Annotated in this window: 12 protein-coding genes; 5 read left to right on the forward strand and 7 right to left on the reverse strand. The window is 45.7% G+C overall.

Annotated features, from left to right (window positions below; translation table 11 throughout):
• Positions 1-519 precede the first annotated feature (519 nt).
• From dnaG to ybiB, 5 genes are all read right to left on the reverse strand, one after another.
• Positions 520-2,322, reverse strand: coding sequence for a DNA primase (gene dnaG / locus ACO0KZ_RS02365; protein ID WP_422992771.1), 1,803 nt, complete (start codon positions 2,320-2,322; stop codon positions 520-522).
• A 140-nt stretch (positions 2,323-2,462) separates the two neighbouring features.
• The gene (locus tag ACO0KZ_RS02370) at positions 2,463-2,909 is read right to left on the reverse strand and encodes a GatB/YqeY domain-containing protein (protein WP_422992336.1); all 447 of its coding nucleotides are present in this window, start codon (positions 2,907-2,909) and stop codon (positions 2,463-2,465) included.
• 222 nt (positions 2,910-3,131) lie between these two features.
• Positions 3,132-3,344, reverse strand: coding sequence for a 30S ribosomal protein S21 (gene rpsU / locus ACO0KZ_RS02375; protein WP_186891961.1), 213 nt, complete (start codon positions 3,342-3,344; stop codon positions 3,132-3,134).
• A 136-nt stretch (positions 3,345-3,480) separates the two neighbouring features.
• Entirely contained in the window at positions 3,481-4,695 is a 1,215-nt protein-coding gene (locus tag ACO0KZ_RS02380) for an NAD(P)/FAD-dependent oxidoreductase (protein WP_422992339.1), read from the reverse strand.
• Between the two features lie 91 nt (positions 4,696-4,786).
• Positions 4,787-5,839 (reverse strand): DNA-binding protein YbiB, encoded by a 1,053-nt coding sequence (gene ybiB / locus ACO0KZ_RS02385; protein WP_422992341.1) that lies wholly within the window; start codon positions 5,837-5,839, stop codon positions 4,787-4,789.
• Positions 5,840-5,985: 146 nt separating this feature from the next.
• Here ybiB and ACO0KZ_RS02390 point away from each other — a divergent pair, with 146 nt between their 5' ends.
• Entirely contained in the window at positions 5,986-6,501 is a 516-nt protein-coding gene (locus ACO0KZ_RS02390; protein ID WP_422992343.1) for a response regulator, read from the forward strand.
• A 90-nt stretch (positions 6,502-6,591) separates the two neighbouring features.
• On the forward strand, positions 6,592-6,957 hold the full coding sequence (locus ACO0KZ_RS02395; RefSeq protein WP_422992345.1) for a VOC family protein: 366 nt from the start codon (positions 6,592-6,594) through the stop codon (positions 6,955-6,957).
• Positions 6,958-7,134: 177 nt separating this feature from the next.
• Here the strand turns inward: ACO0KZ_RS02395 and ACO0KZ_RS02400 are convergent, their stop codons facing one another.
• On the reverse strand, positions 7,135-9,744 hold the full coding sequence (locus ACO0KZ_RS02400) for a M14 metallopeptidase family protein (RefSeq protein ID WP_422992347.1): 2,610 nt from the start codon (positions 9,742-9,744) through the stop codon (positions 7,135-7,137).
• A 258-nt stretch (positions 9,745-10,002) separates the two neighbouring features.
• On the opposite strand from ACO0KZ_RS02400, the gene ACO0KZ_RS02405 reads away from it, so the two are divergent.
• Positions 10,003-10,344 carry an ArsR/SmtB family transcription factor gene (locus tag ACO0KZ_RS02405; protein WP_422992349.1) on the forward strand — a complete coding sequence of 114 codons (342 nt, stop codon included), beginning with the start codon at positions 10,003-10,005 and terminating at the stop codon, positions 10,342-10,344.
• Positions 10,345-10,505: 161 nt separating this feature from the next.
• On the opposite strand, the gene ACO0KZ_RS02410 is transcribed toward ACO0KZ_RS02405, so the two are convergent.
• Complete coding sequence (locus ACO0KZ_RS02410) at positions 10,506-11,324, reverse strand: sulfite exporter TauE/SafE family protein (RefSeq protein ID WP_422992351.1); 819 nt, start codon at positions 11,322-11,324, stop codon at positions 10,506-10,508.
• Positions 11,325-11,512: 188 nt separating this feature from the next.
• Between ACO0KZ_RS02410 and ACO0KZ_RS02415 the strand changes: the two genes are divergently transcribed.
• Both ACO0KZ_RS02415 and ACO0KZ_RS02420 read left to right on the forward strand, forming a co-directional pair.
• Positions 11,513-12,373 carry an MBL fold metallo-hydrolase gene (locus ACO0KZ_RS02415; RefSeq protein WP_422992353.1) on the forward strand — a complete coding sequence of 287 codons (861 nt, stop codon included), beginning with the start codon at positions 11,513-11,515 and terminating at the stop codon, positions 12,371-12,373.
• Positions 12,374-12,482: 109 nt separating this feature from the next.
• Positions 12,483-13,610, forward strand: a complete 1,128-nt coding sequence (locus ACO0KZ_RS02420; protein ID WP_422992355.1) for a 6-phosphofructokinase — start codon at positions 12,483-12,485, stop codon at positions 13,608-13,610.
• Positions 13,611-13,641 lie beyond the last annotated feature (31 nt).

Here is a 13,641-nt window from a genome sequence, read left to right on the forward strand (position 1 = left end):
TTAGCGGGAGGCTTAGCACTTGCCTTAGCTGGAACCGTTGCCGTTTGTTTAGCAGCGACAGTTTTAGTGGAACTCTTCGTAACTACGGGTGTCAGTTTTTTCGCGGGTTTCTTCATTGCACTAGCCATTGAATCAAACCAACCGACGCGAACAAAATAGTTGAATCTTATAAAAAACAAAGCACTGCCGACAGTAATACCCTGCGGGACAGCGCGACATTTCCTCATTCAAACCACACTTGTCTTTGCGTCGGTGTTTTGGGTTACTCGGAGGAGCCTACGCTCACCTAAACAACACATTCTTGTTATTAACAACCATGACAGTTGCAACAAAGAATGAAAACAACCTAAGACCTTGAATCGAAAGCCTTTAATTATAGCACTTGCCTCTCTTTTACTCAATCAAATGCTTATATATTACGCATTTCACTGAAGCAATTTTTTAGCTTTTTACACAAATTTTCCACTGCATTTCTACATAAACACTCTACGACTTTTTTTGCAAACCCATTTACCACAATTACCCTACTGGGCGACCAGCAGCTTCAACTTCCGCTTCGCGTCGGATAGCGTCTTGCAATTGCATAATCTCTCTATATCTTGCGATGTCTTCCGCTTCACGCAAACCGCGTTGCGCTAGTTGCTCCATCTCCATCTTCAGAACCTGGGTTCGTATTTGTCGCAAAGCACCAGCAAGCTCCATTGCAACAACATCAATATCGGATTCAGTCTGCTCGGCGATTTCCGCAATTAAGGGGTCAAAATCAGCACTACTAGCGCGTAAATTCTCTGCCAAGGCCGCAAAATTTGCCTGATCACCCATAGGTTGGGCAATCAATACTAATTGCCTTAGCATTTCGGCACCATCCGGTGCAATTTTTGCAGCGTCATCCATCATCGCTGGAGTCATCATGACAGCTAGCGAAGGATGTGCGACCAAAATCCGCAAAACTTGTCGCTCCAAACCAACAGGTGCACTGCGCCGACTCTTGGGCGGCGCAATTTTAATTCGTGCTACTGGCTGACTGAGCTCAAACAAAGCTTCAATTTCTGCAGTAGTCGACTGGGTGATTTGAGCCAGATTCCTCACTAATTGCAGACGCAAACCAGAAGGCGTCATTTGCTGGAGTAACGGCTTCGCATCGTATTGCGTCTTAGCTCGCCCTTCCGCGGTACTTAAATCATTATCACCGCTAACCTCTTTGATAAAAAACTGGGACAGCGGCATAGCACCTTCCACCTCTGCGGCAAAAGCTTCAGCACCGAAAGTACGGACAAAACTATCTGGATCATGCTCGACTGGCAAAAATAGAAACTTAATGATTTTATTATCATTCACATGAGCCAAACACGCATCCAATGCGCGCCTCGCGGCACGACGCCCAGCACTATCGCCATCAAAACTAAACACCACCTGATCAGTTTGTCGCAATAATTTTTGCACATGCGTCGGCGTACAAGCAGTTCCCAAGGTCGCCACAGCTTGCGGAAATCCGAGTTGCGCCAAGGCTACTACATCCATATAACCTTCAGTGACCAGCACATAGCCCGCTTCACGGATCGCTTGCCGCGCTTCAAACAAGCCATATAACTCCAAGCCTTTTTGATAGAGCGGCGTTTCTGGCGAGTTTAAGTATTTAGGCTCACCCTGATCCAAAATACGCCCACCAAAACCGATCACTTGTCCCTTTGTATTCCGAATCGGAAACATAATGCGGTCGCGAAAACGATCATAGCGCTTGCGATGTGCACCGTCATCATCACTTTTATCAATGACCATGCCGGATTCAGCCAATGCCGATGCATTATATTCAGCAAATACAGAACGTAAACTATCCCAGCCATCGGGTGCATAACCCAAGCCGAATCGAGCAGCAATTTCTCCAGTCACTCCACGCCGCTTCAAATATTGAATTGCGGTATCTGCACCACGTAATTGTTGACGATAGTAATCGCAAGCTTTCGTCATTACCTCACTCAGAGCAAGGCTTTTCGCAGTTACTTCTGCTCGTTGTGCAGGCAAAAGGCGATCATCTTCAGGCACAACCATACCGTTATTCAGAGCCAAATCTTTCACCGCGTCTACAAAATTCAGGCCTGAATATTCCATCAAAAAGCCAATGGACGTGCCATGCGCACCACACCCAAAACAATGATAAAACTGCTTCGTCGGACTCACTGTAAAACTAGGGGACTTTTCGTTATGAAACGGGCACAAACCCATATAGTTTGCACCGCCTTTTTTCAATTGCACGTACTTGCCCACGACATCAACTATGTCAACGCGAGCAAGCAAATCCTGAATGAAACTTTGAGGAATCACGTAAAAAACCCCATGCAATAAGACAGATACGGCTTCGAGAAGAAACATCCTCCGAAGCCGCGAGATGATAGATCAGAGAAATCACTTATAAATCTGGAAAAATTTCATTTCTTCCAAGAAAAATAAGAAAAACAAAAGAATTACTTCGCTAAAGCTGCTTTCACCAGAGCCGAGACCACAGTCATATCAGCGCGCCCCGCCAGCTTTGGCTTCAACACTGCCATTAATTTACCCATATCTTGCGGTCCAGTTGCCCCCACTTCAGCAACTGCATCATTAACTGCTGCTTGCATCTCTGCTTCACTTAAGCCAGCAGGCATATAAGCAGCTAAGATTACCAATTCAGCTTTTTCGATATCAGCCAAATCCTGGCGACCACCTGCTTCAAATTGCGTAATCGAATCTTTACGCTGTTTGATCATTTTTTCTATAATTGCCAACACCATCGCATCATTAAGTTCTATGCGCTCATCAACTTCTTTTTGCTTTATCGCTGCTGTGATCAAACGGATAGCCCCAAGCTTTGCCGTATCTTTAGCGCGCATTGCCGATTTCATATCTTCGGTGATTTGTTCTTTTAAGCTCATAATATCCTCTAAAAAATCTAGCTTCTTCCAGCTGATATTGGGGCAAGTTCATCAATTACAAACGATGCCACACACAATTAAATGCAGAAAGATGCAAATAAAAATTAAACAATATAAATAAGAAAGCCCGCTGCGGTACACCGGAGCGGGCATGCAAACCTAAAACTGATTAGCACTATTGGGCATTAAGCTGATTTAACATCGACTCAATGCCAAACAGAATTAATACATTTTCTTAGGCAATTGCTGACTACGAATACGTTTGTAGTGGCGTTTAACAGCAGCAGCTAAACGACGCTTACGTTCTGCAGTTGGTTTTTCGTAAAACTCGCGAGCACGCAATTCGGTCAACAGACCGGTCTTTTCGATGGTGCGCTTGAAGCGACGCATGGCGACTTCGAACGGCTCGTTTTCTTTAAGGCGAATTGTGGTCATGTAAGTTCGAACCAATTAAAAATTTATAGGAAGACCGAAATAATAACAGCAAATTCGTAAATAGGGAAGTTAACTGATGAAAACTTACGCAAAAAATCAATTTACTATTGCGGCATTTTTACGACAACGCGACAAATTACTCAATTGCAGTCCCGGCAGCGACGCCGGAAGCCCATGCCCATTGAAAATTAAAACCTCCCAGCCAGCCAGTAACGTCGACCGCTTCGCCAATAAAATAGAGACCTGGCACTTTATTCACCATCATGCTTTGTTGAGAGAGCTCACGCGTATCGACACCACCCCGAGTAACCTCAGCTTTGCGATATCCCTCGGAGCCATTCGGCAGTAGTTCCCAACGATTAAGTTTTTCACCCAAAAGACGAAGGCGTTTGTCCTGCATATCCGCGATTCTCAAACTTCCATCAAATCCGTGCGCCAACAACAATCCGTCTACTAAGCGTACGGGTAAAAATGCAGCCAGATAATTGGCCAGGTTTTTTTTAGTGGTGCTTTTTGCATCAATCAAATCTTGTGCGACATCGACTTCAGGCAATAAATTTACCCGAATCGCCTGCCCTGGCTGCCAAAAGCTAGATATCTGCAATACTGCCGGCCCTGATAATCCGCGATGGGTAAATAACAAATCTTCACGAAACACTGCTTTATTCTTTTTTTCGCCAGTTTCTATGTCGACTTCTAATGAGATGCCGGACAAGGGCACAAATGGTTCCCAACTATCGGCATCAAAAGTCAGCGGCACTAAGGCGGGACGCAGCGCTATCACTTTCAGCTCAAATTCTTTAGCGATACGGAAAGAAAAATCCGTTGCACCTATTTTAGGGATAGACAGGCCGCCAGTTGCGATGACCACACTCTTACTAAATACCACACCTTGATCTGTTTGGATTTCGAATCCTTTTTCGGCTTTTGCAACGGTTTGTACCGAGCAAGGCATACGCCACTGCACCTTACCCATGTCACATTCCGATTTCAGCATACGAATAATCTCTTCCGCACTGTCGTCGCAAAATAACTGCCCTTTGTGTTTTTCATGGAATGCAATCTTATAACGCTTAACCAAGCTCAAGAAATCCTGAGGCGTATAGCGAGACAAAGCACTTTTACAAAAATGAGGATTGTCTGATAGAAAATTTTGAGGCCCAGCATATAAATTCGTAAAGTTGCAACGACCTCCGCCAGAAATGCGTATTTTTTCTGCCAATTTCACCGCATGATCGATCAATAGAACACGCTTGCCCCGTTGCCCTGCAGTTGCAGCGCACATCATGCCAGCAGCACCAGCACCGATCACGATCAGATCAAAATACGACTTGGAATTTTCTTGACTCATAGAGTAATTTTAGATTTTTTCAAAACGCTAAGACTGGCACATGCTAATTTAAACATCGCCAAACCCGTTGAATAAACGACGCAAAATAAAGTTAAGCGGCCTCGTTGGCTAATTTTAATTCCCTGGCGATCTGCAGACATAAATCACGCTGACGGGCAATATTAATAGGAACGGCAATCTCGCCAGCCAAAACTTTTTGCGTCCAAGCTGCAGTCTCGACGGCCTCCGCGCTTAACGGCAAATCTTCAATCACAGCACCTAATTGCGCCTCAGTTTCACATAGACGTCTGTGCTGTCCTAGGTTATAACAATCTATTTGCTGGGCACGCCCAGTGCTTGCGACAGCTTCACCTTCAGTGGCTCGCATCAAAAAAGTCGCGCCTAGCTGCGGCGCGTGCAGCGTTCGCAAATAGGTATCTAGCATGAGCTGATATTCAGGATGGGTATAAGAATTCAAACGTAGTGCTGGATGCCCGGACAACACGAAGGGTTGTAAAAGCTTCACCAAAGTATGCGTAGAATTACGAACACCCAGTACAGCCCGCATCGCCAAGATTCTATGCATTTTAGGTGCAAGAATTTGTATTGGCATAAACGTGAGCTTGGTTTGTTGTAACTGACATTGTGCCTGCGCCGCGTTCTGCGCTGGTTCAAGTCCTAAGACTTTCAAAATATCGGCGGTCGCGACTCGCCCTGCGTCGCGCATGACCCCGTGCAGCAATACAGGTGCGCCCGCTTGCGCTAAAAGCATAGCCAACAAGGGTGTCAAATTTGGTTTTTTTCGCGCACCGTTATAACTAGGAATCACAATGGGCGCAAACTCGCTATCAATCGGTGCTTGCATGGGCACTACTACCGAAACGGCTGCATCGAGAAAGCCAGCAATCTCATCTATGGACTCTCCCTTAATCCGCATGGCTAGCAAAATGCCTCCCATTTCCAAATCGGACACTCTCCCATCCAACATCGCGCTGTATAAATCAAAAGCATCTTGCCTGGATAAACTACGGGCGCCATCTTTACCTCGTCCTATCTCCTTGATAAAACGGGCTGCCCGGAACTCAGAAGGCAGCGCAGATTGGGAAACCGCTTGTTGTTCAAATGACGGCACGGCTTGTAAATTAGTTTGCAGATTATTTTCCATAACGCTAGCTTACACTGTGACTGATAGACTGGCAAAACATCGCTAAGCAACAGAAAACTGCAAAACCAAGGATGCTTTTCGCAAATATTGTTAATTTAGTAGAAATTTCGCTATACTTTACACATCCCATCTAACAAAGAAAAATCATGAATACCTCCACCCCAAATCCCGAAGTGGATTACTCGGGCTTACATGTTTTACTGGTTGACGACGATCAGTTTTTATTAGAGCTGCTTAGCGTCGCTTTGCGTGACCTGGGAGTAGGTTCAATCAAGCTGGCACACAATGGATTGGAAGGCTTAAACACCTATCGCCAAGCAGTACAGCGCCCGAATCTTATTATTTGCGATCTGTGCATGCCCCAATTAGGTGGCATGGAACTACTCAGCCATCTCGCACTGGATGGTTGCCAGGCAGACATCTTAATTATCTCCGGACATAACTTGATACCACCGGTCGATAGCCATTTATCGCTATCAAATTACAATGGACCCATTCTTAATTTCGCGGAAAAAATCGCCCGCATTCAAGGCTTGAAAGTGCATGCCAGTTTCGAAAAACCTATCACACATGAAAAAATTGTGGCTATGCTGGATTTAGTCAAAGCCAATACTGTCAATCCAATGACCAAACCTAGTTTATTCAAACGCTTTATGCTTTAGAAAAACACCGGCTTCGTTGAAAGCAACTACCATTTTATTTCAGCGACAACAAAGCCGTCATTTCGCAAAAAAGACAGCACAGGAGCAACAATGATCTTAGGCTTACGCACTACGATTTATCCAGTCAATGATATCGCCCAAGCCAAAACTTGGTATAGCCAAGTACTGGAACAAGCGCCGTATTTTGATGAGGCTTTTTATGTGGGATTTGCCGTTGGTGGCTTTGAATTAGGCTTAATACCAGATGGCGTTGCTGGTGTTACTGGCAGTCAGGCACTGTGGGGCGTGGCCGATGCAGATTTGGCTTTTGCGCGATTACTATCCCTAGGCGCGACGGCATTAGAAACGGTCACCGAAGTCGGAGGTGGGATTCGTGTGGCGGCAGTTACCGATCCATTTGGCAATCGTTTCGGCATCATTCAAAATCCTCATTTTGATCCGAGTGCGGTACGTTAAAGACAGTAGCTTAAATCAGAATTTAAAATTATTTGTAGTTTCGGCACAGTGCATTCATTGATCGTACCAAACAAAACGCCTTTTCATAGCATTTGCTAGAAAAGGCGTTTTGCATCGTGTAGCTAATCTTTACTGGATCAAAACAAAAGTACTTCGACGATAAGGACAATCTCGATACTAGTCCTCGTTTTCATCATTACCTTCTACTCTTGCTTTTTCAAATGCTTTACCAAAGAATAGGGCATTTTCCAACAAGCGACGACTGCCTAACCAACCACTTCTAAAGCCTAACGCAGCGCTTGCCAAAATCACGCTACCACTACCAATCCGTTCCGCTGTGAAAGCGGCTGAGCCTGCAATTCGTTTGGCATTTTCAGCAGAGACATAGCCACTGACAACTGGAGAGCTGCTATAAGCAGCTACCGTACCGTACCGATCACCTTCTAGTTTATACACATCAGCCTGAGCTCTGAATACAGGCAATTGATCGCGTGGAATACCTGCTGCTAAAGGATGACTGCGATCGATATCCGTTTCAAAAATCACACCCGCAACCAATTCCTTCGCTGCGTTTGCATCCTGATCTTTGTAAGCGAGTCGACTTTCTTTCGGTTTCTTTTCTTCGGTTTTCTTCTCGTCAGATTTCTTATCGTCCACCTCAGATTTTTTTACCCCCTCACCCTTCACCAATTTTGTATGCAAATACGATTGGCTACTAGCCCATTTCATTGCGCCCTCAACGCCGATCACGACGCCGCCTTGCTTCACGAAACGCTCGATATTCTTATTTGCTTCTTCTGACAAACGATAGTTACCGTCTGCCATTACAATATGCGTGTAACGCTCTAAATGCACACTGGCGACACGATCCAGATTCAACTGTGTCACTGGCAAATGCAAATGCGTATCGAGCCAGTGCCAAAGCTCGCCCACTGAAGTCGAATCCAAACCAGCACCGGTCAACATTGCGACTCGCGGACGATCTACCGTTTTCAAACTTGCACTACCTAAGTCGACGCCAGTGCTACCAGCACCTGAAGTCAGCGCCATTACCTCAACGCTGTAATTAGCGGTCGCCTTACGCACTATCTCCGCTACATTGGCCGATGACATACTTTGCATTGCTACTGGAATAACAATACTGCCAATGCCCAGATCTTTGACGCCAGCACTCGTTTGTATACGCATTGGTTTGGTGATTGTACGCAAGCGCAAACCAGTCTGACTCAACTCCGCCAGCAAAGGTGCTGCATCGTCATTTTCCCAAGCAAAAGCATAAGCGATATTTGACTCCGCTTTTAAACTTGCTTTTGGCAAATCGAGCACAGGGTCACCAATCACATCGCCAGCACTTTTTGCACTTGCCAAGTCATATGCCTTGGTAATGCTCCATGCGGATACGTCATAAAATGTATTATCTTTAAATTGTGTACGTAGCTCAGTAATACCTTCCAGCAAACGGTTCTGACGCTGATTGAGTGGCACCGCAATCGCATTTCGTGCGTCGTATCGTTGACCATTAATACTGACATTACCTTTCACTTGGTGCACCGCGATACCATGTTGCTTCAATAAGTTGGCAAAGTCGCGCAGGCGTGCTGGATTGCCTTCAGCTGCAAACAGCATGGCACGATTGGTATCCGCCGCCGCCATTTTTTTCGCTTCTTCAAAGAAGTTCTTTTGATGCGAAATTAGTTGTTCGCGCATCGCATCTGCCGCTTGCAAAGTGCTTAAAGAAGTCGTAATTTGATTCGCGATCGTATGTTCAAATTTCAAAAGGCCGTTACGTGAATCTTGAATATGTCCGCGCGAACTCGCTTGCTCAAACAAGATGCCGACACTACCTTGCACATCCGGATAAGTAGAGCCTTTGCCATAGTAAAAGTCATCGAAACCTTCTCGGCTGAAGTAAAACTCGCCGCGAGCATCAAATGCCTTAGCATGAAATTTCGCGATCGTTTCCGTCAGACTTTGATTATTTTGTGGTGTTAAAGGGTGCGTACGCGAAGGTACACCAGGTTGAAAGAAATAAGTTGCATCGGTACCCTGCTCATGAAAGTCACCAAACACATGCGGTCGCCATGCTTGGAAAGTTGCAACGTGAGCTCTAGATTCTGGATGTTGCAACCATAACCAATCACGATTCAAATCAAACCAATAATGGTTACCACGAGCACTTGGCCAGCTTTGATTATGCTCTAAAGTGTTAGGGTCAGATACGAGAGTTTGACCGCGATATGCATTAGCCCATGATGCGAAACGAGCTAAACCATCAGGATTCAACATGGGATCAATCACAACGACAGTACGTTCTAGCATCTCGTTCACTGAGGCATCTGTGGAACTAGCCAAATGCCATGCTACAGCTGGCGCCGCATTCGCGCCACTCGGTTCATTACCATGCACGCTATAGCCGAGATACACGACCAAGGGCGTGTCGCTTTCACCGCGCCCGCGCGCAGCTTCTATCTCTGCCAAACGCACCTGATTTTTTGGGCTGGTGATAATGACATTCAGTATGGGACGACGTTCATGAGTGTAGCCAACAATTTTCACCTGCACTCTCGGCGACTGACTTGCTAATAATTGATAATAAGCGACCAATTGCTCAGGGCGGGCATGCCACTCACCCAACTCAAATCCAAGACTAGCTGCTGGTGCGGTAATTTTATCGGCACGGGCATGGGCGGGTAATACGGAAGCTGGTGTCGCGGCATAAGCGTGCGCTGCACCCAGTGAAATACAAAAAGCGAGACCAATCGCCTGCACGATTTTTTTAGGGGACATAAATTTATCCTTATTTTAGGGATGTGAGTTGAGTTCCGGTTTAGGCTATATTTTTTCAGACTTTGCTATATTCTTTGGAGTAAGTTTTATACATTTAGTTCAACTCACACAGAAAGCATTTTAAATTCAAAAGCCACGAAATAACGATACATTGGGCTTCTCGAGCTAAGCACCTTCATCAACTTATTCCGATGAAAGAACCGCAATAGCCGCAAAAGCGTTACCATTACGGTCGTTATCACTTTTACTCGCGTAAATATGGAAGGTTTATCCGAACAAGCACTGAGCCAGGTTGCTCAATATTTTTCTGCTTTGGCAGAGCCTAGCCGCTTGCGTATACTAAATTACTTACGTGAGGGAGAGAAAAATGTAGGTGAGCTTGCGGAAGCCTGCGCCTGCTCGCAAGCAAATGTATCACGCCATTTATCAACATTGGCCAAACACGGATTGGTAGCACGTGAAGGTCGTGGTACTTCAGTTTACTATCGCATCGCAGATCCAGGCATTTATGCTTTATGCGATCTGGTCTGTGGCAATGTTGCACGCCAACTAGAAAATCAAGCTTTGTTATTGCATTCTCTAGCACCTAAGAATAAATAATCTCGGCCGATAGATATCATCGATCTTGAGCAATTTAATTTAGTTTCTTACTCGAAAGCATTAGCAACGACTCGACCAAACCCTCCATAACACGCCATAACACGCCATACCTTAAGCAAATCAAGTCATCTAAGGCGACCGAAACACTATGCGAAGGTCATTTAAAAAGCTTTCACCAAGAAACTAAACGCTACCAACACCAACATCCCTGCAAAAATCACTTGCACGGTGGCGGACGGTAACAAGTTAGCAACACGGCGTCCCAACAAAACGCCAGTGACAGATGTGAGCGCGAACACCAGAGAGAAGAGTAAGGGAATTTCGGCACCATGCAAGATCGCAGAAGTAACTGCGACGGATCCAACTAAAGCGATCACCATTAACGAAGTCGCAGCAGCACTTTGCATAGACAGATTGGTAAAATGCCTTAGTAAGGGCACAATGATAAATCCCCCACCAACGCCAAGTAACCCAGTAAAAAATCCAGCGCAGGCACCAATCAAACCAATCACACTGGCGGTTTTTATTGTCCAGTCAAACTTACCTGTTTCACGGTTTACACATGCCATTGCATCCTGCCGCTCGGTAGAATGCGCTGAGCCAAGCAATTGCGTCTTGGCCTGAAAAATCAGACGTGCAACCACAATCAATAAGACAGTAGAAAAAGCCAACATCAACCACCGCTGCGACATATTCTTGGCAACCAAAATACCTAGTGAAGTGAGCGGCGCACCAGCTAATGCCATCAAAGTAGCGGCCTTGTATCTAACTTGTTTGCGGCGCAAACCATCGATGGCACCAATCATTGCACCAAGACTCACTGCTAATAAGGCCACTGGCATCGCCTGCTGCATAGTCCAACCCTGGCTATATACCAACGCAGGCACTGCTAACATACCGCCGCCAGCACCAGTTAAACCCATAATCATTCCGACGCCAATTCCAATACCAAGAACTAGCAATAGGGTAATTAGAGTCATAAATTATCTTGTAAAAGGCGGAAAGGAAACTGAGAAATTAAAAAGCCGCTGAAGAAATGGCGCAAACTTCAGTAAATTAGTTTTACCAATAGCTTGCAAAGTGAACCGCAGCAGGAAGGAATTGTCTTGCGTTCATTTTATGGTTTGATATTATGCAAGTCAATTGGTATTACTCACCCTTAATTCTTATGACACCACAAATCCAAAGTTTTTTTGATCCTGTCACTTGTACCGCCAGCCATTTGGTTTTCGATCAATTTGGCGGGCACGCCGCAATTATTGATCCAGTACTAGATTACGACCCCAAATCTGGTCGCACAAAAACCCAAAGCGCTGACCAGCTGCTTCGAGCATTACATGAACACGAATTAACATTGGAATGGATTATAGAAACACACGCGCACGCAGACCATCTATCCGGCGCGCATCATCTTCAGCAACAAGCGGGCGGCAAAATCGCAATTGGTGCGCATATCAATCAAGTCCAAAATGTCTTCAAAAAACTATTCCATTTAGAATCAGAATTCCCTGTCAATGGCTCTCAATTCAATCATTTGTTTGCGGAGGATGAAGAATTTTTTATTGGCACTTTAAAGGCAAAGGCATTGTATGTTCCCGGGCACACACCAGCGGATATGGCGTATCAAATTGGTGATGCTCTGTTTGTTGGCGATACCATGTTTATGCCTGATGTCGGCACAGCACGTTGCGACTTCCCAGGCGGCGATGCGCATATGCTATTTCGTTCCATCAGAAAATTATTAAGCTTGCCGGACCAGACACGTATTTTTATCTGTCATGACTATCCACCAAACGGACGTGCAATCCGGTTTGAAACCAGTGTCGCCGAACAGAAGCAGAGCAATATCCACGTCCATGATGGCATCAGTGAAGAGGATTTCGTTACCATGCGTAAGGCACGCGATGCGACATTAGACATGCCGGTCTTAATCCTGCCTTCTGTACAAGTTAATATACGAGCGGGTATGTCACCACCACCTGAAGCGAACGGCATCAGTTACTTAAAAATTCCATTGAATGGTCTCTAACAAAAAGTGACGCAGCGTTGTCATCGAGAATGAACGAGCATGACCGTCTTGTCGATCACTTCGTTGCGATGACCCCGTAATCCACTGCAAACAAAAATTTATACTCGCTATGCACAATCAAAACCCTATTCGTCGTATTGCCATTTCTACTGGTGGTGGTGACGCGCCTGGCCTCAATGCAGTGATACGTTCGGTCGTCCTAGCTGCAACTCGCCTTGGTTGGGAGTGCTTTGGCATACGTGAAGGATTTAATGGCATTTTGCGGCCCGATCGTTATCCTGAAAATGGCGTCTTCGTATTAAGCAAAGATCAGGTGCGTGGCATCAGTCATCTGGGCGGCACCATACTCGGCACGACCAATCATGGCAATCCTCTGCGCTTCGTGGTGACGGATGAAAACGGCGAAAAAAAAGAAGTAGATCGTGGTCAAGACATTATTCAGCATCTTAGAGATATGCAAATTGATGCGCTAATCTGTGTGGGCGGCGATGGTACATTGACGATTGCCAATGCCTTACACGAGCGCGGTGTAACTCAAGGTTTGCGTGTGATTGGTGTGCCAAAAACCATCGACAACGATCTCGACAAAACATACACCACATTCGGATTTGATACCGCAGTCGCATTTGCTACCGAATGTATAGACCGACTGCATAGTACGGCCGAGAGTCACCAAAGGATTATGGTAGTTGAGGTCATGGGACGTTATGCAGGATGGATAGCGCTGCATGCTGGCATGGCGAGCACTGCACATGTCATCTTGATTCCAGAAATTCCTTATGATCTGAAAAAAATCGCTGCGAAAGTCGATGCCAGAACAAAAGCCGGACGTCATTACAGCATTATCGTTGTCGCTGAAGGTGCATTGGCAAAAGAAGGCCAACATCATGTGGAACAAGCAGCTGGATTAGGTTCGGTAGAACGCCTGGGTGGTATAGGCGAGCAGTTGGCTCAACAATTACAAAACCAAACCGGAAAAGAAGCTCGTGCAGTCGTTCTTGGTCATCTCTTGCGTGGTGGTAGTCCAACTGCTTTTGACCGCTTATCAGCGATGCGTTTTGGCGCTGCAGCTGTGCGCGCCTTGCAACAAGGCTATTCAGGAATTATGGTCGCGCTCGACTTTCCTAATGTCAGATATGTGAATCTGGCTGAAGTTGCGGGCCGCATGAAAGGTGTGCCTTTAGATGGCGACACTTTACAAACGGCGCGAGATATTGGTATTTCTCTTGGCGATTAATTTGGATAATTCGTACCTAAATTAAAATGGA

Source organism: Undibacterium sp. Di24W (assembly GCF_049340325.1).
Classification (GTDB): Bacteria; Pseudomonadota; Gammaproteobacteria; order Burkholderiales; family Burkholderiaceae_D; genus Undibacterium.

Bases quoted from the DNA above. Each gene is read 5' to 3' on its own strand.
- ybiB (WP_422992341.1), bottom strand. From the start codon at position 5,839: ATGGAAAATAATCTGCAAACTAATTTACAAGCCGTGCCGTCATTTGAA.
- ACO0KZ_RS02405 (WP_422992349.1), top strand. From the start codon at position 10,003: ATGGAAGGTTTATCCGAACAAGCACTGAGCCAGGTTGCTCAATATTTT.
- ACO0KZ_RS02400 (WP_422992347.1), bottom strand. From the start codon at position 9,744: ATGTCCCCTAAAAAAATCGTGCAGGCGATTGGTCTCGCTTTTTGTATT.
- ACO0KZ_RS02420 (WP_422992355.1), top strand. From the start codon at position 12,483: ATGCACAATCAAAACCCTATTCGTCGTATTGCCATTTCTACTGGTGGT.
- rpsU (WP_186891961.1), bottom strand. From the start codon at position 3,344: ATGACCACAATTCGCCTTAAAGAAAACGAGCCGTTCGAAGTCGCCATG.
- ACO0KZ_RS02390 (WP_422992343.1), top strand. From the start codon at position 5,986: ATGAATACCTCCACCCCAAATCCCGAAGTGGATTACTCGGGCTTACAT.
- ACO0KZ_RS02415 (WP_422992353.1), top strand. From the start codon at position 11,513: ATGACACCACAAATCCAAAGTTTTTTTGATCCTGTCACTTGTACCGCC.
- ACO0KZ_RS02370 (WP_422992336.1), bottom strand. From the start codon at position 2,909: ATGAGCTTAAAAGAACAAATCACCGAAGATATGAAATCGGCAATGCGC.
- ACO0KZ_RS02395 (WP_422992345.1), top strand. From the start codon at position 6,592: ATGATCTTAGGCTTACGCACTACGATTTATCCAGTCAATGATATCGCC.
- ACO0KZ_RS02380 (WP_422992339.1), bottom strand. From the start codon at position 4,695: ATGAGTCAAGAAAATTCCAAGTCGTATTTTGATCTGATCGTGATCGGT.
- ACO0KZ_RS02410 (WP_422992351.1), bottom strand. From the start codon at position 11,324: ATGACTCTAATTACCCTATTGCTAGTTCTTGGTATTGGAATTGGCGTC.